This window comes from Lactobacillus taiwanensis DSM 21401 (genome assembly GCF_001436695.1).
In the GTDB taxonomy this organism is placed as follows: domain Bacteria; phylum Bacillota; class Bacilli; order Lactobacillales; family Lactobacillaceae; genus Lactobacillus; species Lactobacillus taiwanensis.
Genome location: NZ_AYZG01000020.1, coordinates 34,570 through 58,361, shown reverse-complemented (window position 1 = coordinate 58,361; position 23,792 = coordinate 34,570). Strand labels below are relative to the sequence as shown.

At 34.3% G+C, this 23,792-nt stretch carries 19 protein-coding genes and 1 tRNA gene; 2 read left to right on the top strand and 18 right to left on the bottom strand.

What is annotated here, in order from left to right:
• Positions 1-176: 176 nt before the first annotated feature.
• The 16 genes from FD18_RS04270 to FD18_RS04195 all read right to left on the bottom strand — a co-directional run bounded on the left by FD18_RS04270 (position 177) and on the right by FD18_RS04195 (position 16,134).
• The gene (locus FD18_RS04270) at positions 177-992 is read right to left on the bottom strand and encodes a Cof-type HAD-IIB family hydrolase (RefSeq protein ID WP_057718783.1); all 816 of its coding nucleotides are present in this window, start codon (positions 990-992) and stop codon (positions 177-179) included.
• A gap of 9 nt (positions 993-1,001) precedes the next feature.
• Complete coding sequence (locus FD18_RS04265; protein WP_057718789.1) at positions 1,002-1,211, bottom strand: hypothetical protein; 210 nt, start codon at positions 1,209-1,211, stop codon at positions 1,002-1,004.
• Between the two features lie 51 nt (positions 1,212-1,262).
• Positions 1,263-2,171, bottom strand: coding sequence for a diacylglycerol kinase (locus FD18_RS04260; protein WP_057718782.1), 909 nt, complete (start codon positions 2,169-2,171; stop codon positions 1,263-1,265).
• A 23-nt stretch (positions 2,172-2,194) separates the two neighbouring features.
• Complete coding sequence (gene gatB / locus FD18_RS04255; RefSeq protein WP_057718781.1) at positions 2,195-3,625, bottom strand: Asp-tRNA(Asn)/Glu-tRNA(Gln) amidotransferase subunit GatB; 1,431 nt, start codon at positions 3,623-3,625, stop codon at positions 2,195-2,197.
• 3 nt (positions 3,626-3,628) lie between these two features.
• The gene (gatA, locus tag FD18_RS04250) at positions 3,629-5,068 is read right to left on the bottom strand and encodes an Asp-tRNA(Asn)/Glu-tRNA(Gln) amidotransferase subunit GatA (protein WP_057718780.1); all 1,440 of its coding nucleotides are present in this window, start codon (positions 5,066-5,068) and stop codon (positions 3,629-3,631) included.
• Positions 5,068-5,370, bottom strand: coding sequence for an Asp-tRNA(Asn)/Glu-tRNA(Gln) amidotransferase subunit GatC (gene gatC / locus FD18_RS04245; protein WP_003646851.1), 303 nt, complete (start codon positions 5,368-5,370; stop codon positions 5,068-5,070). Before gatC ends, gatA begins: the two co-directional genes overlap by 1 nt.
• 10 nt (positions 5,371-5,380) lie before the next feature.
• On the bottom strand, positions 5,381-6,520 hold the full coding sequence (locus FD18_RS04240) for a CamS family sex pheromone protein (RefSeq protein ID WP_057718779.1): 1,140 nt from the start codon (positions 6,518-6,520) through the stop codon (positions 5,381-5,383).
• Positions 6,521-6,534: 14 nt separating this feature from the next.
• Positions 6,535-8,541: an NAD-dependent DNA ligase LigA gene (gene ligA / locus FD18_RS04235; RefSeq protein WP_057718778.1), complete on the bottom strand. Its 2,007-nt coding sequence runs from the start codon at positions 8,539-8,541 to the stop codon at positions 6,535-6,537.
• Positions 8,542-8,580: 39 nt separating this feature from the next.
• Complete coding sequence (gene pcrA, locus FD18_RS04230) at positions 8,581-10,824, bottom strand: DNA helicase PcrA (RefSeq protein WP_057718777.1); 2,244 nt, start codon at positions 10,822-10,824, stop codon at positions 8,581-8,583.
• Positions 10,825-10,923: 99 nt separating this feature from the next.
• Positions 10,924-11,550 (bottom strand): glycoside hydrolase family 73 protein, encoded by a 627-nt coding sequence (locus FD18_RS04225; RefSeq protein ID WP_057718776.1) that lies wholly within the window; start codon positions 11,548-11,550, stop codon positions 10,924-10,926.
• A gap of 1 nt (position 11,551) precedes the next feature.
• On the bottom strand, positions 11,552-12,169 hold the full coding sequence (locus FD18_RS04220; protein WP_057718788.1) for an ECF transporter S component: 618 nt from the start codon (positions 12,167-12,169) through the stop codon (positions 11,552-11,554).
• A 74-nt stretch (positions 12,170-12,243) separates the two neighbouring features.
• Positions 12,244-12,329, bottom strand: a tRNA-Leu gene (locus tag FD18_RS04215).
• Positions 12,330-12,384: 55 nt separating this feature from the next.
• Positions 12,385-12,843: a SprT family protein gene (locus FD18_RS04210; RefSeq protein ID WP_057718775.1), complete on the bottom strand. Its 459-nt coding sequence runs from the start codon at positions 12,841-12,843 to the stop codon at positions 12,385-12,387.
• Positions 12,840-13,541 carry a glycosyltransferase family 32 protein gene (locus FD18_RS04205; protein WP_057718774.1) on the bottom strand — a complete coding sequence of 234 codons (702 nt, stop codon included), beginning with the start codon at positions 13,539-13,541 and terminating at the stop codon, positions 12,840-12,842. The genes FD18_RS04210 and FD18_RS04205 overlap by 4 nt, the downstream gene beginning before the upstream one ends.
• Positions 13,538-14,974: an oligosaccharide flippase family protein gene (locus FD18_RS04200; protein ID WP_057718773.1), complete on the bottom strand. Its 1,437-nt coding sequence runs from the start codon at positions 14,972-14,974 to the stop codon at positions 13,538-13,540. Before FD18_RS04200 ends, FD18_RS04205 begins: the two co-directional genes overlap by 4 nt.
• Positions 14,975-14,985: 11 nt before the next feature.
• Positions 14,986-16,134, bottom strand: a complete 1,149-nt coding sequence (locus FD18_RS04195) for a CDP-glycerol glycerophosphotransferase family protein (protein WP_057718772.1) — start codon at positions 16,132-16,134, stop codon at positions 14,986-14,988.
• 229 nt (positions 16,135-16,363) lie between these two features.
• Here FD18_RS04195 and FD18_RS04190 point away from each other — a divergent pair, with 229 nt between their 5' ends.
• Positions 16,364-17,170, top strand: coding sequence for a helix-turn-helix domain-containing protein (locus FD18_RS04190; RefSeq protein ID WP_057718771.1), 807 nt, complete (start codon positions 16,364-16,366; stop codon positions 17,168-17,170).
• Positions 17,171-17,271: 101 nt separating this feature from the next.
• On the top strand, positions 17,272-18,840 hold the full coding sequence (locus FD18_RS04185) for an ATP-binding cassette domain-containing protein (protein ID WP_057718770.1): 1,569 nt from the start codon (positions 17,272-17,274) through the stop codon (positions 18,838-18,840).
• 82 nt (positions 18,841-18,922) lie between these two features.
• Here FD18_RS04185 and FD18_RS04180 read toward each other — a convergent pair whose 3' ends face one another.
• Positions 18,923-21,598 (bottom strand): calcium-translocating P-type ATPase, PMCA-type, encoded by a 2,676-nt coding sequence (locus tag FD18_RS04180; protein WP_157053603.1) that lies wholly within the window; start codon positions 21,596-21,598, stop codon positions 18,923-18,925.
• A gap of 198 nt (positions 21,599-21,796) precedes the next feature.
• On the bottom strand, positions 21,797-23,770 hold the full coding sequence (locus FD18_RS04175; protein ID WP_057718768.1) for an AAA family ATPase: 1,974 nt from the start codon (positions 23,768-23,770) through the stop codon (positions 21,797-21,799).
• Between the last annotated feature and the right edge of the window lie 22 nt (positions 23,771-23,792).

Sequence of the window (23,792 nt, the reverse complement as noted above, 5' to 3'; positions counted from 1 at the left end):
TGGTTCATCAATCATTTTATATATTTTAACTGTCTACTTGACACGGTACGGATCATAAGATGATATATCAGTATTTTTCTTTCTAAAAAAATTTTTTAAGTCAAATTAAGTTTTAATTTTTCAGATTGGTGTACTTTATTATCTATTAATTTTATAAAAAGCTTTCATAAATTCTTTTAAATCACAAACTTTTTAAGAGCTTTTGCAATGCCATTATGATTATTATCATCGGTTACGAAATCAGCCTTTTCCTTAATATCTTCAATTGCATTTCCCATCGCAATTTTCTTAAAGCTTGGATTTTCAAACATAGAAACATCATTACCTTGATCGCCAAAGACCATGACATCTTCTGGACTAATCTTTAAACGTTGAGCTAGATCCATTAAAGCATTTCCTTTTGAAGCCCCAATTCCATTTAGTTCAATACAGTTATCTAAACTTCTAACAATATCGTATGATTCAAATGCCCAATAAGGAGTAGAATTCCATAGTTTTTCAATTTGATCACTATCTTTTGCACAAGTAAATCCAACCTTGTTAAAGGTAAAATCTTGTGGGATTTCTTTACGTTCACGAACTCTAATTTCATTATTAGTTAAAGCAGCATTAATTTGCATTTGTACTGAAAGATCACGATCTAAAGTCCAAAAACGTTCAGTTGTTTCAAAGTGTAAATTCACGTGAGCAAGTCTCTGCAAGCGAAGCATTACTTCAAAATCACGATAGTTCATCTCTTGACTCATCAGAACTTTTCCGGACAAGTCCTGTACAACTGCGCCGTTAAAGACAACTGCATATTCTTCTGGCCCCTCAAGTCCTAATTGAGTTTCAAAAGGCATTACTCCAGAGAGAGGACGACCAGAAGCAAGCACCACTTTAATTCCCATCCCATGTGCCACTTGTAAAGTTCTCAGAGTTTCAGGTGAAATCGTATTTCCACTAGTTAGTAAAGTTCCATCTAAATCTACCGCAATTAGTTTTACTGCCATAAATTACCCCTATCTTCCAAAAATCATATAGAAAATCACATTTATCAATAACCCCATTAATGCATAAAAGAACACCGCATTAGCTTTAATTTTTTCTTTTCTTATTAAATACACAAGACTAGCAATAAAGCCTACTAAGGGAAAAACAGTGTAAAAAATGATTGCCCATTCAGCAACTCCATTAACATCTGTACTTAAATTATGGATGAATTTTTTCATTTCTTCTCCAATAAAAATAGAGACTAACAAATTATTAGTCTCTATTTTATATTAACCAATATAAAATTCAATATGCTGTTTTAGATTTTCAAAATCAATTGGTAAATGACCACCAATCTCACCATCTAGATTCACAGGAATCGGATCCTTATCTTTACTTTCACCTAATAATTCTACTTTCAAATTTTTAGTCTTAGTGTAGATAATTTGCGGATCATTAACATGATTTCCATTTAGGGCCATTGCCATCAACCGTAAAACATCTACTGGATTTGCGGTTTTAACCACGATTAACTGGAACAAACCATCAGATAATTGCGCATCAGGCATGATACGTTCAAAACCACCGATTGAATTAGTCATCCCCAAAAGAAACATTGATAAGTCTCCCTCATAGACACCATCATCATAAGTCAACCGCATCTTGTTGCTACTTATTTTGGGCAACATTTCTGCGCCTTTAAGTAGATATGCACTATAGCCTAATACTGACTTTACTTCTGAAGGAACGCCATAGGTCAATTCAGTTAATGAACCACTAGCAGCAATATTCATAAAGTATTGCTTACCAGCACGCCCAATATCCATCTTTTGCGTTTTACCAGTCAGAATTACTTTAGCGGCATCGACTAAATTATCTCTTGGAATCTTCAATGCTCGAGCAAAATCATTCGTTGTACCAGCTGGAATAACTGCAAGCTTTGGTCTTTTTTCTAATGAAGCAACCCCATTAACTACTTCGTTAATTGTTCCATCTCCACCAGCACCAACCAGTAAATCAAAGCCAGCTAGGGCACATCTTTTTGCTTCATTTTGAGCAGACAAAGGTTCTGGCGTAGTTCTAAAAGCACTGGCTTCAAAACCAGCCTGTTCTAACACATTTAAAATATCTGCCACATTTTGAAGCATTTGCTCATGACCTGAAACAGGATTATAAATTAATCTTGCCTTTTTCGTCATCGCCTTTCGCCTCCCTAAAATGATTAACGACTTTGAAGTTCCTTATTAAGCAATTGGTTAACAACCTTAGGGTTAGCCTTACCACGAGTTTGTTTCATGATTTGACCAACTAAGAATCCAATTGCACGATCCTTACCATTCTTAAAGTCTTCAACAGATTGTGGATTATCGTCAACAATCTTAGTAACCATCGGCCCAAGAACAGAAACATCAGATAATTGAACCATGCCCTTGTCTTCAACGTACTTCTTAGGATCAGTTCCGTTTTCAATTGATTCCTTAAAGACCTTCTTAGCAATCTTAGATGAAATAGTACCATCTTTAATCATCTTGATCATCTCAGCTAGGTGTTCCGGAGTCAATTTAATATCTACAATACCAACTTGATTTTCATTCAAGTAACCATTAACTTGAGTGTTTAACCAGTTAGCAGCTAAGGTCGGATCAGCACCTGCTTCAACTGCAGCATCGTAGAAATCACTTGATTCCTTAGTTTGCAAAATAACATCTGCATCGTATTCCTTAATACCATATTCTTCAACGTAGCGCTTGCGACGTTCAAATGGTGATTCAGGTAAGCTTTCTGCAATTTCATCAATCCAACTTTGCTTAATGTGGTAAGGAGCAATATCTGGTTCTGGGAAGTAGCGGTAGTCTGCGTCACCTTCCTTAACACGTTCTAGGACGGTCTTACCAGTAGCTTCATCAAAACGACGAGTAGAAAGTTGAACTCTGCCACCAGAAAGAAGTACTTGTTGTTGACGCTTTTCTTCATAAGCAAGAGAGCGACGAACGTGGTCAAATGAGTTCAAGTTCTTCATTTCAACCTTAGTACCGAGCTTTTCTTGACCAGCAGGACGGATAGAAATGTTGGTATCAACACGCATTGAACCTTCTTCCATCTTAACGTCAGATGCACCAGTAAATTGAACAATTTGACGTAATTTAGTCAAGTATGCGTAAGCTTCTTCTGGATCTTCCATATCAGGTTCAGAAACAACTTCAAGAAGAGGAACCCCCTGACGGTTTAAGTCAACGTATGAATAACCGTTAGCTCCGTGAGTGTTCTTACCAGCATCTTCTTCGATGTGCATTTCGTGAATACCAATGCGCTTCTTCTTTCCGCGAACTTCAACTTCGATGTAACCATCTCGAGCAAGTGGTTGGAAGAATTGCGTAATCTGGTAAGCCTTAGGGTTATCTGGGTAGAAGTAGTTCTTACGGTCAAAGTGAGTTACAGGCAAGATATGTGAATGAGTTGCTAAAGCAACCATAATACCAAGACGGTAAACATCTTTATTTAAACGAGGTAAGACACCAGGCATAGCCCAGTCGATAACATTTGTTTCAGTGTTTGCTTCAGCACCATAAGTAACTGGTGATGGAGAAAAAATCTTACTCTTTGTTTTTAATTCGAAGTGGACTTCTAGACCAATAGTCGATTTAAAATTCATTAATTAATCCTCCATTCCTGTAGGTGTTTTTTCGTAGAATTTGTTATTACGTTCAATGAAGTCAGCAACCTTAAATACATTACCTTCATCAAAACGCTTAGCCATAATTTGAAGACCAGCAGGCATTCCATCAACTAAACCTGCTGGAACACTAGCTGCTGGAATACCAGCCAAGTTAGCTGAAATAGTTAAGAGATCGTTGTTGTACATCTTAATTGGGTCAGAAACTTCTTCCCCAATACCAAATGCAGGTTCAGTAGTAGTTGGTCCAACAATAACGTCATTTTCTTCAAAAATCTTTTCAAAGTCGCGGCAAATTAAGGTTCTAACTTGAGCAGCCTTCTTAAAGAATTCGTCATATGCACCAGCTGACAAAGCAAATGAACCAAGCATAATACGACGCTTAACTTCTTCACCGAAACCTTCACTTCTTGATTTTACATAAACATCTAATAAGTTCTTAGTATCTTTTGCACGATAGCCGTAACGAATACCATCATATCTTTGAAGATTTGAGGAAGCTTCACTAGAAGCAACGATGTAGTAGGTTGGAACAACATACTTAGTATGTGGTAATGAAACTTCGTTGATGATTGCACCTGCATCCTTTAAGACATCAATTTGCTTTTGAATAACATCGTGCATTTCGCCATCAACAGCGTCCATGTATTCCTTAGGAACAGCTACGCGTAAACCTTTAACATCTTGACCTAAAAAGCTAGTAAAGTCAGGTACTTCTTTTTCCGAAACAGTAGCATCATGTTCATCAGGACCAGCAATTACGTTTAATACTTCAGCTGAATCCTTAACACGCTTACTCATTACACCGATTTGGTCTAATGAAGATCCAAAGGCAATAAGACCCCAACGTGAAACTCTACCGTAAGTTGGTTTAATACCAAAAATACCATTAAAAGCTGCTGGTTGACGAATAGAACCACCTGTATCTGATCCAAGAGCTGCAACTACTTCACCACTAGCAACTGCTGCAGCAGAACCACCAGACGAACCACCAGGAACTTTATCTAAGTTCCATGGATTATGAGTTGCACCATAGTAAGAATGTTCAGTTGATGAACCCATTGCAAATTCATCCATGTTAGTCTTACCAACAAAGGTAGCTTGCGCCTTTTTCAACTTGCTAATTACTGTAGCGTCATAAACTGGTATGTAGTTGTAAAGAATATGACTAGCAGCAGTCGTCTTCATACCATTGGTAATAATATTATCCTTAATTGCAATTGGAATACCAGCTAATTTATTTTTTGCAAAATCCAAATCTTCTGCTGGCTTTGCATCTTCGTCCACAGTAATCCAAGCATTAATCTTCTTGTCAGTTTCTTTAATGTTCTTAACTGTTTCCTTAGCTAGGTCTTCAGCTGTTATTTCGCCATCTTGTAATTTTTTATTTAATGAGTCAATGTTTTCATTTAAGTAATTCATTATTCATTATCATCCTTATCAATAATTACTGGCACCTTAATGAAGCCATCAGCTTTTTCAGGAACATTCTTCATTAATTCTGCACGACTTTCCCAATGTTCAGGTTTGTCTTCTCTAAAGTCAGTTTCTCGATCAACAACTTGAACAGTTTCGGGAACTCCTTCAGTATCAACTTCAGCTAATTGATGTGCCATATTGATAATGTCACCCATTTGTTCAGTAAACTTATCAATTTCGTCTTCACCAAACTCAAGTCGAGATAGTGTTGCAACGTGATTGATTTCATCTTTTGTAATTTTCACCATTTGCCTCCTATTCACCGCCAAAGACGTGGACATAATAACTATCGTCTGCGGAATTCTTAGCGATTAATGCCTGCGTGTCATTAACAGAATTAATCTTAATTTCTATTGGTGCATCCTTAGGTAAATACTTCTTAGCAGCTGACAATACAAGTCTTGAAAAACTCTCAATCTGCGCATAACCAAAGAATTGGGTAGTTACAGTAATGTTCATTTGTGTCAAAGTTTTATTTTGATAATGAACAGTCGCTGTTACCCCACTAATATTAGGAAAGTAACCTTGAATAGCTGCTTTAAAATCACTAAATGAAGCTGCATCAGTAGAATTGATTGCTTTTTCACTTCCAACAGTCGGTAGCACTTGACTACGATTATTGACTGTTTTCCAATCACTTATTTTACTACTATTTGCATTAGCAATTCCATATGCAAAGTAATTTCCACCTACAAGAGAATCTTTACTGGTTTTACTAAAAAGTCCAACCAAAATTGGGATATTTTTTAATCCCTTCTTTTTACGTAAGTAAGAAACTAACTTATTAGCTGCTTCTTTACCAAAAGTTTCTTGTTCTGCACGAGAAATATCTTTATGATATTGGGCACCGTCTTTAGTTTTTTGATAGTAATCCACTGAATTAAGAGCTAGCCCAACACTCATACCATCCATTTTGTAACTAGAATTAGATTTAGTCAAAAAATCTTGTTCTAAAATTTGATCTAAAATAATTGGATTATACGAATTCTTTTTGGTACTTTTTTCTGCATTTAGGCCTTCTGGATTGCTTTTAGACTTTCTTCCTAGCCAATCAGTGGCATCAGTAACAGAAATTTTTTGCCCTTCTTGAAAAACATACTTACTACTTGAAAAAGTATTATGAGATAAGTCAATTAATCCAGATTCTAAAGCACGACTATCTACATTGTTATCACCAGTATTTTCCGTAATTCCTTCAATTGGACTAGTTACATATTCACCATCTTTTAAAAGAACATTATAACCATTTTTACTTGTACTAGTTGTTTGATAGCTCTTTTTCTTTGTAGTTGAAGTTGTAGGGTTATTGGCAAGATCAGAATTTTTTAAATTGCCACATGCACTTAAACTTAAACCAGTTGCTACTAGCAATGCTATTTGCAAAAATCTTTTCAATTTATTTATCCTTCTTATTTCTCAATTTTTGCAATTGCTTCTTTTTCAGTTAACATCGGAACTTGAAGTTTCTCAGCTTTATCTTTTTTAGAACCAGCATCTGCACCATAGATTAGATAATCAGTTTTCTTAGATATCGAGCCCGTAACCTTTGCTCCAAGATCTTGAAGCTTTTTGGTAAATTCACTTCTTGTAAAGTCAGATAATTTTCCAGTTAAAACAACAGTCTTTTCTTTAAAGAAATTATCTGGTGCTTCTTCTTCAACTGTTCCCAAATATTCCATATTTAATCCACTATCACGTAACTCTTGTAAGAGTTTTTGTGCACTAGGCTGATTAAAATATGCTGTTAACGATTCCGCAATCGTCTCTCCTATTGTATCTATACTTGTCAATTCTGGCACTGTTAATTGACTAACCTTTTCCAAATTTTTATATTTTTCCAAAATTAATCTAGCAGCTTTAGCACCGACATGATCAATTCCTAAGCCATACAGTAATAATTCAGCAGAATTTCGTTTACTATTTTCAATAGAAGATAATAAGTTCGTAATTGATTTATCCTTAAAATGATCTAATTGACCTAATTGTTCACTAGTTAAGTGATATAGATCAGCTACATCATTCACAAATCCTTTATCGATTAACTGTTTTACAATTCTAGGTCCCAAGCCCATGATATTCATCGCTCCACGTGAAGCAAAATGAATAATTCCTTCCTCAACTTGAGCAGGACACATTGGATTAATACAACGAAGAGCTACTTCATCTTGTAAATGAACTAAAGTTTCACCACAAGAAGGACAAACATTTGGAATTTCATAAGGCTTACTATCTTTAGGTCTTTTACTTAAAACGACACTAGAAATTTCTGGAATGATATCTCCAGCTTTATGTAACTTAACGGTATCGCCAATTCTTACTCCCTTTTCTCTCAGGTAGTCTGGATTATGTAAAGAAGCTCGTGACACAATAGTTCCTGCAAGTTGAACCGGATCCATCACTGCAGTTGGCGTTACAACTCCAGTTCTTCCAACTGTCCATTCAATTTCTCGCACTACTGTTTCTTGCTCTTCAGGTGGAAACTTATATGCAATTTCCCAGCGTGGTACTTTCACAGTATTTCCTAAGTCATTTTGTAAACTTAAGTCATCAACCTTTAAAACAATTCCGTCAATCCCATAACTTAAATCATTACGTTTAGCGGTATATTCATCAATAAATTTAAATACTTCATCCATTGATTCAAAGCGTTGTCCAGACTGATTAGTATGAAATCCTAATCGATTCATTTCATCAATCGCTTGATGTTGGCTTGTAATATTTCTTGGTGGATTAACCCACGTATAAATAAAAGTACTTAAATTTCTTTTTTTAGTGATTCGAGCATCTAATTGTCTTAAAGAACCTGCAGCAGCATTTCGAGGATTAGCAAAAACTTGCTCACCCTTTTCATCTCTTTCAGCATTTAACTTAGCAAATGTCTCTTTTTCCATATAACATTCACCACGAACCTCAGTTGTTAAAGGTTCAGGCAAGGTTTGTGGAATATCTTTGATAAATTTAGCATTTGCAGTAACGTCTTCACCAACGCGCCCATTTCCTCTCGTAGAAGCACGAGTTAATTTACCATCAGTATACTCTAGCGACAAAGATAAGCCGTCAATTTTCAATTCAACGTTGTAAGCTACAGGATGTCCAACTAACTTAGTGATCCGATCATCAAATTCTTTAAGTTCCTCTTTGGAGAAAACATCTCCCATTGAAAGCATCGGAACGGGATGTTCAACTTTAGAAAGATCGCTTTTTATCTCGCCACCTACTCGCTGAGTAATTGAATCAGCTGTTACCAAATCAGGAAATTGCTGTTCTAATTCTACTAGTTCTTGATAAGTTTTATCATAAACTGCATCTTCAACAACTGGAGCATCTTTTGCGTAATAATCATCAGCCCATTTATTGAGCTTTTTTCTTAATTCATCGACTTTCTGAGAAGCCTGAGTATGAGTTAAAACTGTCATCATTTAGTCCTTCTCTGAATCAAACTGCTTTTACTTCAATTATATCTTTTTAATTGGCGCAAAGGCAGCTAAAAGGCGTTTTACACCTTGGCTAGCAAAGGCAATATCTAATTCCATGTCTTCACCAGTACCATTAACTTTTACTACAACACCTTTACCCCAAGCCTTATGAGATACTTGATCTCCAACATTCCAAGACTTTTTATCAGCACCGACAGCACCGCTTGCCTTTTTAGCAGTTTCAATTTTTACTTTTGTTCGATAAACTTGAGAATTTGCTCTCTCGCTACTTTTAGCAAAAGGAACAGACATGACAGAATTAGATGGCATTGGGTTAACAAATTCTAAATCCTTATCTTCAATCTCATCAATAAAGCGTGATGGTTGATTACGTTGCGGACGGCCATACATCATTCTAGAAAAAGCATTAGTGATGTAAAGTTTCTTTTCGGCACGCGTAATTCCTACATATGCTAAACGTCTCTCTTCTTCAAGCTCGCTTGGATCGCTTGCTGCTCTTGAAAGTGGGAATAAGCCTTCTTCCATTCCTACCAAGAAAACAACTGGGAATTCTAGTCCTTTAGCTGCATGGAGTGTCATTAAGGCAACTTGATTATCTTGGTTTTCCAAGTCATCTTGATCACTTAAAAGTGAGATTTCTGAAAGAAAATCACCTAAAGCAGTTGAATCTTCATCTTCGGGCTCATAATTATCATCAAAACGCTTAGTAACAGTCAGAAATTCATTTAAGTTTTCTAATCTAGTATCTGCTTCAATTGTGTGTTCATTTTCTAAAGCTTCTTTGTAGCCGAAATCAGCTAATATTTTTTCCGTTAAACCTGTTACACCATGCGTCTTACTATATTCGATTGCATCTTTTAAGGCCGTTCCAAAAGTAGCTAGCGTTCTAGCTGGGCGACCCGTAATTGGTGCTAAGCTCAAATTCTTAAAAGTCTCTTCTACTGTAAAGTCATTATCATTAGCAAAACCGTTAAACTTAGCCATCGTAGTTGGACCCAAACCACGTTTTGGTACATTAATAATTCGGTTGAAACTCATTGAATCAGCAGGATTTGCGACAACTTTTAAATAAGCCAAAATATCTTTAATTTCTTTTCGGTCGTAGAACTTATGTCCTCCAACAATCCGATACGGAATATTAGCTTTAACTAGAGCTTCTTCGACGTTACGTGATTGAGCATTGGTACGATAAAGAACAGCAAAATCCTTGTAGTCTCTTTGATGTTCTTTTATTTCTTCTTTAATCTTTGAAATGATAAACAGTGCTTCATCATTTCCACTTTGAGCACGGTAATAATTGATTTTATCGCCAGCGCCTTTATCAGTCCAAAGTTTCTTAGGTTTACGTTTCAGATTATTTTTAATTACTGAGTTGGCTGCATCTAAGATATGGCCAGTGGAACGGTAGTTTTGTTCTAGTTTAATTGTATTAACTTCATCATCTTGATAATCATGTTCAAAGTTAAGGATATTTTCCATGTTGGCTCCGCGCCAACCATAAATAGATTGATCAGCATCCCCAACAACACAAATATTTTTATATTGAGCAGCTAAAGCAACACAAAGCTGATATTGAGCTTCATTTGTATCCTGATACTCATCTACTAGAATATAGCGGAACTTATTTTGATAATAATGAAGCGTTTCTTTATCTTTTTTGAATAAAATTAAAGTTTGCATAATCAAATCATCAAAATCCATAATTTGATCACGCTTTAAACGGTGTTGATATTCTGCATAAATTTGAGCAGTTACTTTTTCAAAAGGACTGGCTGCTTGTTCTTTAAAATTTTTAGGAGTAAGCAAATCATTTTTCCCATTAGAAATAGCACCTAAAATTGCTTTTGGATCATACAATTTAGGATCAATATTAAGATCTTTTTCAATTCGCTTAATTAAAGTCAACTGCTCTGCAGAATCTGCAATTGAAAAATTGTTTGAATAGCCAATTTTTTCTGCATCTCGGCGTAAAATGCGAACGCACAAAGCATGAAAGGTAGACATCCAAACACTATCAGCAGCTGGTCCTAAGAGCTTTTGAACACGCTCCTTCATTTCGCTAGCTGCCTTATTAGTAAAAGTAATGGCTAAAACATTCCATGGTGCAACGCCTTTTTCTTCAATTAAATAGGCAATTCGACGTGTTAAAACTGATGTCTTTCCACTACCAGCTCCAGCAACTACTAAAAGTGGACCTTCAGTACACTGCACAGCCTTTTTCTGCTGAGGATTTAATCCTGCAAGAATTGTTTCTTCGCTCATTGCTTCTTCCTTTTCTTAATTACTCAAACACTAAAATAGACTTGTCTATTATAACAAAAAACAACGATAGCTTTTAACTTAACTATCGTTGTTTTGGAATTAATCATATTGTGTTAAATTAAACTCTTTAATTAAATCAAGAAGCTTTTTAGCATAACCTGGATCTGTTGCATAGCCATCTGTCTCTAGAGCTTGCGCCTGGCTAGCATAATCTTTAGCCACTAAAACATGTTGATATTGATTTCTATTCCAGCTTGTTCCATTTACAAATAAACGTGTATGAGCTTGGATAGATTCGTCGTAAGATTCATATACACGAAAGCGTCCCGTTACCGTCTCCCAGTGGTCATTCACAAATTCAGAAGTAGTCAACTCTTTACTTGTATTAGGATCCGTTCCCTTTACACCAAACAAATTATTGTATTTTTTAGAGAGTTCGCTTTGACCAAAGTTACTCTCTAAACACGCTTGGGCAATCGTGACACTAGGAAAAAGTCCATAAGGTTTATCGGCTCTTTGAGCAATTGGAGCTACTACCTTGATAAAGTTTTCCTTATTTTGAAGAGAGCGTTCTTTTTCTAACTGCTCTTGTCGTAATCTTTCATTAGTCACGACCTGATGACGCCAATACAAAAATCCCGATAAAATTATTACCAAAGTAAAGCAAATAGAAAATGCTCTTACAATTACGTATTGAATATTTTTTTGACGGCGTCTACGTGGCATCTTAACTCATCTTCCTTTTCATTACTTGCTTTAAAGGCATTGCAATTGCTGGAGTAAGAACAGCAGTAAAGATTGCTTCTACAACACCATTAACGCCTAAAACACTTAATAAAATTGCAATTAAAGGAGCAGAATTTTGAGTTTGACCTAAACTTTGCAGTAAAGTAGCTGGATTATTCATGAACCACAAGCTAGTGATGCCAATTACCAGTAAGGTATTAGCAAGCGAAGTACATAAGCCGGCAATTGTATAAACAACTGTCTTTTGAAGCCTTGATTCATCTTTTGCGGCTTGACCAATCATACCGGCAATAAAACCGGCAGCTGTACGTGGAACTAATGCAATAAAAATATTTCGGAACAAAAGCATGCTGACAATATCGCCAGGTTGCGTATAAGCAACAAATAAACTTAATAAACCCCAAAATAAACCAATTGATGCACCAAAGCCTGCTCCCATTAAACAACCTGCTAAAGCAACTGTTAAAGGTATCGTCGTAATTGAAGGTAAGCCCGGTAAAATGCGAATATAGCCAATATAAGGGACAAATGTTTGAACTAAAATAATTGCAATAAAAATAGCACTAATGGCAATTCTAAAAGTTTTTTTATTAATCATAGTCTTTCCTGCTTTATTAATTTTTAACTTTAGCAAAAAAGGAAGCCGCATTTGCGACTTCCTTTTCTTAGTAGTGCGGGCGAGAAGACTCGAACTTCCACGATCTAAAAGCGATCACAAGATCCTTAGTCTTGCGCGTCTGCCATTCCGCCACGCCCGCGGTACTTAACTAATATACCAGATAATTTTTCTTTTAGCAAATGGATTTTTGGTTTTTATTTATTTTTCTTTACTAAGACTAGTCTTCCGCCACATTTACCACATCGATATTTCCGCGTATTGACTCTTCTAACACGCGGATATTGAAGGTGGCAATTTTCGCATTCGTAAATATATTTTTTCTTCTGTCTACGCCTTAAGCCAAGATCTGGTGCATATCGACTGCCACCAACATGAGCTAGAAGATTTTTAAAATCACGATTTCGATGCTGGTAGCCTCTACCTGCTAAATGTAAATGATAATGCGTTAATTCATGTTTAATAATTCCAATAAGATCTGAGCGATATCTTTCTTCTAAAAAATGACCATTGATATCAATATGATGATCATTAAGAAAGTATCTTCCTCCAGTAGTTGTCATACGATTATTAATTTTGACCTCATACTTAAACGGCACATGAAAATATTTCAACGAAATTTCTTCTACTAATTTTTGTAACTCTTCTTGATTCATTTTCGAATTAATTTTTGATATAAACTAGCCTGTTTTGGAGAAGAGATTCTTCTCTTTAAAGCCATTACAATTTTTTGCTTTACTGTCTCTTGTCCATCTATCCAAGTACCCGTGAACAAGTGAATTGAATATGAGTCTTTACTAGGATTACACAAAACACGATCTGGATAGACATGAATGCCAGCCTTTAATCTTTGTTCATAATTACCTGTTTTTAGGCCGTATCTCCCTTTTAAAATATCAGTCACTGACAAGCTGTTTACACCAGCCATTTGATTATTTTTATCAAAAGTAAACTCTCTATCCTGGTAGTAATCGAGAATGTCTTTGATAAAGGGATGATGTACTTCTGCACCAAAAATAGCAGCTGATAAGTAGTCGTTGTTTTCAAAGCCGATAAAAGCTTGATTACTTAAAAGTGGATCTAATTTTTTAAGAACTCTAACGTCTGTATCTAAGTAAATTCCGCCTTGCTCATAAATCGCACGAGCCCGGATATAATCAGACACAAAAGCCCATTTTTTAGCCTGGTACGCTTCTTCAAGATAACAATTCTCATGCATATCGAAGTTATCTTCATTCCACTCAATAATTTCATAGTCAGGCAATTTCTTTTTCCAAGTTGCAAGACATTCCTCAATTAATGGCGACTTCGGATTATGCCCTACCCAAACGTAGTGAATTTTTTTAGGGATCATCTTTTTACCTTTCTAAGAAAGCGTGCAATAAAATCTGCAATATCTTGATTAAAGTCCAACTTCATTATAAACATAATTACTGCATAAATAATCAACATTAAAATCGACTTGACTGCCATATTTAAAAAGCTTGAATTAATCAAGTTAGGCATGAACATACCAGCAATTAAAGTGATTATCCCAATTAAGAAATACTTAGGTACATCATAAAAAGCTTCTTTAAAATTATAATCATCTCTCACAATCCAAAGTCGTAAAATTAAGACTACAAACTCTGTAATCAAAATTGCCACAGTTGCCCCGCTAGCTCCATATGGTCGGTCGAGCAGCGCTGCTAAAATAACTTCAATAATTGCACCAATAACTACTGGAATTGCATATTCCTTGTCTCTCCGATTAGCTAGCGCAAATTGGTTAGCAAATACTCCTCCCATAGGAATCATAATAATCGTTAAGGTAAAGAAAAACATTAAAGGAGTCATCGGAATAAACTTTTTACCAAAGAAAAATGGTACAAACTGCTTAGTGTTAGCCATAATAATTACCGCAAATAAAGTACCAAGCATTGTCGTTGCCTCAAGAGACTTTTTTAAAACAACTTTTTGCGTTTCTTTTTCTTCACTAGCCATTTTTGGCATGATAACTAAAGAAATACTAGTAATTACTCCCAAGATCATATTAGAAATCCTTTGCGAATTATCATAAAAGGCAACCTGCGTTGAATTGCTAAAGAAGCCCAAAATCGGCTTATCAAGTGAGGTATAAATTTGTGTAGCAATCTGTGGAATCATCAAGGTAATGATAGAAACAATCGTAGTTTTATATTTATAAAAATGATTAACCGGTTTACCAACATAGCGATGTATATCAAGCCAAAAAACAAATGACCCTAGCATAGTTGAAACTGACATAATTAAAAAGTACTTCCAAAGGTCAGCTGGTGATTTAATTAATAGCAAGATCAAAACTACACTTGCTAATTTAACAGCAGTATTTTTTAAAACCACTCGTCCAAAATCTGCTAATCCTTGAAAAAACCATGAAATATCAACTTGTGCCGAGATTAAATATGGCACCATTAAGATCAAATAGTTCCAATATTGAATATGAAAAATGTTAGTAATTAACAACGTAATTAAAATCGTAACTAATCCGGCAATTGCCTGAAAATACCATAGGCCCCAAAAAGCATCAGTCAATTCTTGCGGTGTTCCATAAGTCCTAGTTCGAGAAACAGTTCGTATTCCAATATAAGAAACTGACAAAGTACAAAATACCATTAAAAACTGTACAGTATTATTAACACTGCCATAAATACCATAAGTCTTAGGTCCTAAAACTCGAGACAAATATGGAACGGTAATTAACGGTACTAAAACTAGAAAAATCTGGTAGACCGCATTATATAAAATATTAAGAAAAGTTCGCTTCACTACTTTTTCCTCTAAAGCTTCTTTGTCATGTAATTAAAGATAGGTTCGCAAGAATCAAGATAGTCAACTTCATCAATCAACTCACGCCAATCAAAACGCTGATTTTTGTATTGATGATCATCAGGATGTCTCAAAACTTGCAGAAGTTCTTTTTGTGAGTTAACACAAGGTCCCGGCGTAACATCTTCGTATGGACTTAACAATAAGCCCCGTACTTTCTCGTACTGTTTTAAATAATTAGTAATAAAAATAATTGGCTTATCCAAGTGCAGGTAATCAAAATAAATTGATGAGAAATCTGTAATTAAGAAATCTGTATTTCCGAGCAGTTCATATAAATCAAGATCATTTTCAAATAAATAACTATTATTTAAGAACGCAATATTTGAGAAGTAACTATTTAAATCTTTAAACATCCGCATTTCATAAGGATGAAGTTTCACGATTAAATACTGATGATTTGCTTTTAAAGCATCATTTAATTTATAAGGATCAAAATCTTGAAAAGCAAAATAATTACCTTGTTTTATTTCTTCCATAACGAACTTATCTTCTAACTCATAGCGAAAAGTTGGCATATAGATTCCTATTTGTGCCTGATCATCCTTAGTTTTAAATAAATCTGCTAGTAATTTTTCCTTAGAAATTGCTGGTTGATCAATGTAATCAATTCTAGGGAAACCTAGTTTTTGATATTTTTTACCTTCAATTGCCATACAAGCACTCATTAAACTTTCATAGAGATCGGAGCTTGAAGTTACCAGGTCCGCATTTTTATGCCATAGCTTTTGGTTACGCTTATTATCACGATAGCGTGTATTATGCGCCATAAAGCCCATTCGCTTCAAAGGTACGCCATGCCAGAATTGGATATTAACTTGACCTCGTCGCGCTTTAAAAGGTTGATGAGTGGTGATCACATATTTAGCAGTACCAATTTTTTTCCAAGTTTCCCAAGATAAGTGAGAAGATGGCCAAGGCTCAACTAAAGTAATGTTATAGTCAGGATGTTTTGCCTTAATATATTTATAAAATAAATAGCCGTTTGAACCCGATCTACCTGAGCCATTTAAAACTACAATATTCTTTTCTTTAATTGGTCGAAGACTTGCAAGGAAACTCATTCCCCATAAGTACAAGCGAAAAAATAAACTTTTCATTTAGATGTTCCTTAATAAATGGATTTGTTGACAAATATTTAACATTTGTCAATTATATACTCATTACTAAGGGTATAAAAAAAGCTTGAGTAAACTCAAGCTTTTTTTGATTATTTGATAAAACTTTATTTTCTTACATTCTTTTATTCTATTTTTATTTATATATTTTCCATTTAAAATTTCATATAATTCATAACTAGATAGAGCTTTATAGATTGGAGATTACCAAATGAACATTGGCGAAGCATTAAAACAATATCGTACTAGTGCAGGACTAACTCAGAAAGAATTCACTCAAAATATCCTGTCTCCAGCACATTACTCAAAAATAGAACGTAATCTACATGAAATTTCGGCAAACGATCTTCTAGAACTTTTGAATCAAAACAAAATACCTTATTCAGACTTTTTCTCATCCCTTGATCAAAGCAATATAAACGTCTCAGATGAAAAACTTAGCAATCAATTATTATTTGCTTACTATGATCGAGATCTCAATAAAGCAAAAGAAATCTATACTCAAATTAATACATCTAATGATGATCTGCTCAAACTACAAGCTCAACTTATTCTTAATACTCTACAATCAGGTCGTCATAAATTTCCTAAAAATAAAGACAAAATTATACAAAAAATATTTTCAGGTAATCATTGGCTCAAGGATTCTAATAAAATTTCGATATTGTCTACTTTTATTGAAGTTCTTAATCCTCTCGACTTACCTTTTTTCTTAAATCAAATTTATCATAAATATCAAAATAATCTTGGCAAACAAACTCTACAAATTCAAGAAAGCGTCGCATCTTTTTGTATTAATTACTTATATTCAGCATCCCAAAATCAAGATATTGGCTCAGCTAATAAAGCTATTCAACTCTTAACTCAATTAGTAGAATATCCTGAATTAGGTATCGATAAAATCCTTGGTTATTACTATCATTGTTACTTTACAAATCAAAAAGAACAATTAAAGACCATTATTACTATTTTAAAGAAAAGTAATCTAAGTAAAACAATAGATATCTTGCCTCAATAAACTGCATATATGCAACTTGCTAATCAATTATGCAAAAAAAGCCTCTTCATCACGTACATCTTTTATCATTTATCTCATCTTAAATGAAAAGAGGATCAACAATGAAGAAATTTATCAACAAAAAATATTTTATCTTAAGTATCTTGCTTGCATGCTTAAGTGGCTTAGAGTTACCCTTCGGAACTTGGTCATATTCAGAGATTTTCGCTCTAATTACCGAAAAAAACATTCCTAATACTATCAAGATGATAACAATTATTACTGCTGCTCAAGTTTTTTTGGTTGTCATCAAATATTTAAATACAAGGATGCTCAATAGAAATATTGCTTGTTTTAGTCAAAATGTGCGTGAATATCTAATGAAAAGTAACTTTATTGAAATCAGCGAAAATAAGGTATCAAAACAAATTTCTTTTCTATCAAATGATCTTAACTTAATAGAAGAGAATTATTTTAAGCAACTTTTTCAATTAATTTCAATGATTGTAACAATTGTCGGTACTTCAATAGTTGCAGTTGGCAATAGTTTTTTATTAACTTTAGTTTTTATTTCATTCGCTATTTTTTCAAGCATTATTCCTAAATTTTTTAGCAAGAAAACAGCTCAACAATCAAATAATTGGAGTAATTCTACAGGAACTTACATAACATTTATGTCCGATTTTCTAAAGAATATTAAGACTGTTTTAAATTACAATGCATTGGATACCTTTATTAAAAAAGGGCAAAAAGTTATTACTCAATCTACTGAAAATAAAAGATTACGTGATAATACAATTGCCAAAAGTAATTTTTGGGTTAATATATTCGTTTATTCTTTTAGCTTTTTACCTATTGGAATAGGAATAATTATGGTCATCAAAGGGATGCTCACTCTAGCCTCATTTGTGGCAGTTCAATATTCCAGTACTTGGATTATTAACAGTTTTTACAGTATTAATAGCTGCCGCAATCAAATGTCTTCGGCAAAACCCATGATAGATAAGCTGAACTCCTTTAAACCAGAAAAATTTAATACAGATGTTTCTAATTCTAACCTAGATACACTAATACTTAATAATATTAGTTTTGGATATAAGGCAGAAGAATTAGTTTTAGACAAAGTCAATTTAGAAATTAAAAAAGGCGATAAGCTATTACTTACCGGTAAATCTGGTCAGGGAAAGTCTACTCTCCTTAATCTTTTAACTGGTCAACTAAAACCTACTAACGGAAATATTCTTATCAATGGATTATCTAATAAAAGTTTTACATTTAGTGAGGTACAACAGACTTCTCAAATATTTAATGATACTTTGCTTTTCAACCTAACTTTAGGTAAAAAGTTTAGTGATTCCAAAATTGCAGAGGCTATCAAAAAGGCCGGATTATTGCCATATGTTAAGCGGTATGGATTAAATGCGATGATAGAAGAAAATGGGAAGAACTTATCTGGTGGTGAAAAGAAACGAATAGAATTAGCACGCGCTTTTCTCTATGAAAAAGATTTCTTAATTGTTGACGAGGGGACAGCTTCACTTGATCCTACTACCGCAAATCAGATACATGAAACGTTCTTGAATTCGCCATTAACTGTGGTTGAAATAGATCATCATATTCCACCAAAAATTATGGAAATGTTTAATCATCATTATGCCCTTCACGACAAGCAATTAGAACGTATATTTTAATTTGTAAAAAAGACAGCTAGAAAATTTAAACTAGCTGCCTTTTTACATGCATTTTTATTCTACCTCTAGAAGATAATATTTATTATTTTCTAGCAGCTCTTCTTTCAAAGAATTTAACAATTTCAACAATGATAATCATCAAAAGTCCTGCAATAATTACAACTAACCATTGTATTCCATCTAATTCGGTCACATCAAAAATCTTAGTCAAAAATGGAATCTCTACAGCAGCCATAATCAAAGCAGAAATAAGAATTGCTCCGTTAAACCATTTATTTTCAAATGTCTGTGCTCTAAAGATAGATTTATGAATAAATTTAGAGTTAAAGGCATGGAACAATTGGATTAATCCCAAAGTAAGAAAGGCCATCGTTAAGGCGTCAGCATGCTGCATAGCTGCATTTCCAATATGAGGACCGACATGCAAGCCAAATTGATATGCACCTAAAACTAAAATACCTTCTAAAATACCTTGGTAAATAATCGAGCTTGCAACGCCCCCACTGAAGAAGTTTGACTTTCTACCACGTGGCTTCTTCTTCATAATTCCTGCCTCTACTGGTTCAACACCCAAAGCAATTGCTGGCAAAGTATCAGTAACCAAGTTAATCCACAACAATTGCACTGGCATTAAGATATCCCAACCAAGCATGGTCATCATAAATACTGTTAAAACTTCGCCAACGTTACAACTCATCAAATAAAGAATTGCCTTTTGAATATTAGCAAATACCTTACGTCCTTGCTTGATTGCTTCAACGATCGTCGCAAAGTTATCATCAGCTAAAACCATATCGGCTGCACCCTTTGATACTTCAGTACCAGTAATTCCCATACCAATACCAATATCAGCTTGTTTTAAACTAGGAGCATCATTAACACCGTCCCCAGTCATGGCGACAATCTTGTTATTAGCTTGCCATGCTTTAACAATTCTAACCTTATTTTCAGGAGATACACGAGCATAAACACTATAATCTTGAACATGCTTGTTAAAGTAGTCATCTGATAACTTATCAAGTTCAGCGCCTGTAATTACGGCTTTATCCTTGTCTTGACTTTCTTCTAAAATGCCCAAACGAGAAGCAATCGCAGCAGCTGTAATTTGGTGGTCACCAGTAATCATAACTGTTCTAATACCAGCACTCTTAGCTTCTGCAACAGCAGCTTTAGCTTCTGGTCTTTCTGGATCAATCATTCCAACTAATCCAGCAAAAATCAAGTCCTGTTCAACATTATTAGTTGTTGGATCATCATAAGGTTTATCAACAATTTTGTAAGCAAGTCCCAAAACACGTAAAGCTTGTTCAGCCATATTCTTGTTTGAAGCTAAGATAGTTTCTTTTTCACTAGCTGAAATTGGTGCTACTTGTCCATTAATTTCAATCTTAGTTACGCGTTTTAACAGTTCATCAGGCGCACCCTTTACAGCAACAAAGAATTTATCGCCATAATGGTTAACTGTCGACATTAACTTTCTTTCTGAATCAAAAGGAACTTCTTGAACACGGCCATCTTTCTTGAGTAAATCTTCAACTTTAATGTTTTGATCAAAAGCATATTGAATTAAAGCTGTTTCAGTTGGATCTCCTAATAGTCTTCCGCCATCTTCAATCTTAGTATCGTTAGCCAAAATCATGGCCATCATAGCTGGATTATCTGCTTTAATTGTTTCCTCATCATTGTGAAGTTCATTATCATAATAAACTTTTTCAACAGTCATTTGATTCTGAGTTAAAGTACCTGTTTTATCTGAACAAATAATATCGGTTGCACCTAAAGTTTCAACAGCTGGCAATTTTCTTACAATAGCTTTATGCTTAGCCATTGCTTGAGTACCTAAGGCCAAAATAATAGTAACAATTGCTGGTAGTCCTTCTGGAATTGCAGCCACAGCTAATGAAACAGCAACTAAAAACATGTCAATAATTAACTTGTTAGTTGGTTCACTACCTTGCTTAGTGAACATTCCTACGACAAAGACAATTACACAAATTGCCAAAATCATAATCGTTAAAGTCTTACCAAGTTGATTTAAGTTAGCCTTTAAAGGTGTAGCTGTTTCATCAGCATTGTTAAGCATTGTAGCAATCTTACCTACTTCAGTATTCATACCAGTGCCAACAACAATACCTTCTCCGCGTCCATAAGTAACGTTCGTATTAGCATAAGCCATATTTACACGGTCACCTAAGGCAACATCATCTGCTTTTAGAACCTCATTATCTTTTTCAACCGGAACTGATTCACCTGTTAGGGCTGATTCTTCAACTTTTAAACTAGCAGTTTTAGCTAAACGCATATCGGCTGGAACCACATCTCCAGCTTCTAATAAAACAACATCCCCAGGAACAATTTCTGTACTTGGTATCTCTAAAATCGCTCCATTACGTCTAACATGAGCATTTGGCGTAGACATTTCCTTCAATGCATCAATAGCAGCTTCAGATTTTGCTTCTTGAATTACACCTAAAATTGCATTCAACAAAACAACAATCATAATAATTGCAGCATCAGTCCATTCATTAGCAACTACACCAGATAAAATAGCAGCTACAATTAAAACAATAATCATAAAATCTTTGAACTGATCAATAAAACGCATAAACATGCTGCGGTTTTTCTTTGAAGCCAAAGAGTTAGGACCATCTTTTGCTAAACGTTGTTTAGCTTCTTCATTAGATAATCCCTTATCTAATGATGTCTTAAGTTCTCTCTCAATTTGAGAAACATTTTGAGCATAATACTTCGTATTCAAAGTAATTTCCTCCAATAAATAAAAAAGACTTATGACCAAATCCGCGGTCATAAGTCTCACTAATTAAGACAAGTCTAGAGATCAATGACCTCGGCTGTTGAACTTGTCACAAATAACTTGCCGTTACTCCCTTATGCATTTTTATTATATTAAACTATTAAGTCCGATACAAGTTTAGTTCAGTTATTCAATTTCACATTAAAGTCTCACAGCATCTAAATCAGATTTAGTAATATTAACTAAATCCGCATCAGAATAATTCTCACTTGCAGTTACACGAACTGCTTGCTTCTTGATTATTTCACCATTCAGATTTCTGACCCAACGACCATTACTCTTATCATTGTCTTTACTTAAATTATTCTTTAACAGGTCGGCATAATCTGTTGGATCAACTTTATATTGTTGTTTTCTTAAGGATAATAATCCAATTTGAACCATTTCCTCAACAGAATAATCTTCAAAATCAAATTTATTTGGAATTCTACTTCTTAAACCAGGATTAGTTTCTAAAAACTTTTCCATATTATCTGTATATCCAGCAAAAATGATCATGATATTAGAGCGATGGTCTTCCATAAATTTCAAAATTTCATCAATTGCTTCTTTACCAAAATCATTTTGTCCACCGCTAGCCAATGTATAAGCTTCATCCACAAATAAAATTCCACCTAAAGCTGATTCAAGAACTTTTCTAGTCTTTTCAGCTGTTTGACCAACATAACCTGCTACTAAATCAGCTCTTGAAGTTTCAATTAGTTTATCTTCAGCAATTACGCCCTTTTCATACAAAATATGTCCAACAATGCGAGCAACAGTAGTTTTTCCTGTACCAGGATTGCCTAAAAATAGAGAATGTAAAGTTTGGGAGGTAGAACTCAAACCTTTTTCTTGTCTCTTTTTATTCAAAACCGCAACGGCAATAAATTCTTTTACCTGTTGTTTTACCGTTTCTAACCCAATCATTTCATCCAACTGCTGCATGCCAGATAGTCTAGGTTTATTTTTAGGCTCAGCTGGCTGATTCGTTTCTTCTTTTTTAGGATTACTAAAACGTTTAATTTTATCTTTTGAACATTCCTGCAAAATAGGATACTCATTTTTATCATTCAAAACGAAAGTGTCATTTTCAGAATCAAACTTTAAAATACACAACTCATTTACATTAAATTGCACATTATCTTCTAATTTAATATTAGGTGAACTTTCAAAAGCGAAGCCAATCCATGAAGCAGAAATTGTACTATGATCAGTCGCAAAAAGATTTATCTTTCCATTATCTTTACCATCAAGTAAAATATCATCTGCATTTAAGATACTGGAACTTCTCAAAACAATTGATTCTAAAATTCGACAATCTTCCTTTAGAATCAATTTACTACTGGTAAGCGATACAGAACTTATAATTGAACCAATACAAGTAACGTTTGATTTTTCTTTTTCACATAAAGCAGCGCTGTAATCATTTTGATCAATTACGCAATAAGTCAGAACAGCTGTTGAATTTTTAATAAAGAAAGCAGGATAGTCTTTCTCTGCATTCCCACCAGTAACAGTGACATGCGAAAAAGCAATCTTACTTTGATCATACACACTTATTGTATTAGAAAAAGAATAATCAATAGACGTATTTTCAAAATTTATTTCAGAATTTGAACCATATAATTTACAATTCAACTCACTGTTCGTAACAGTTAAAGTCGAATTTTCTACATAAATTCGGTGATTTCCATCACCAATCTTATTTTCTGAAACTCTTAAGTTATCAAATTGTGCATAAGAACTTGCATCGAGATAAATTATGGGATAATTTTCACCAGAATCTGCCATATTAGTAAGTGAAAGATTAGTTGCTTCTAAACTACTGCCTTCACGTACTTGAAGACAATTACTTTTATCTTGACAGCTAATAATAGAAAAATTTTCTAATTTAACATGAGCACCATTTTTTATAAAAATTTCACCATTTAAATGCGTTAAGCTTGAGGCACTATATATAGTTAAATTCTTTTCAATAGTATAATTTTTTTCTTGTACAGGAAAATTATAGTTTCGCTGAATTTCTATTCTATCTCCAGCTTCAGCGGCATTTAAAGCATCTTCAAATTCCCAAGTCGTTCGTTCTCTTTTAAAGAAGCCCGCATCATCTGGCCCAACTACAAAAACGGTCATATTTCCTCCAAGAAAAAACTAA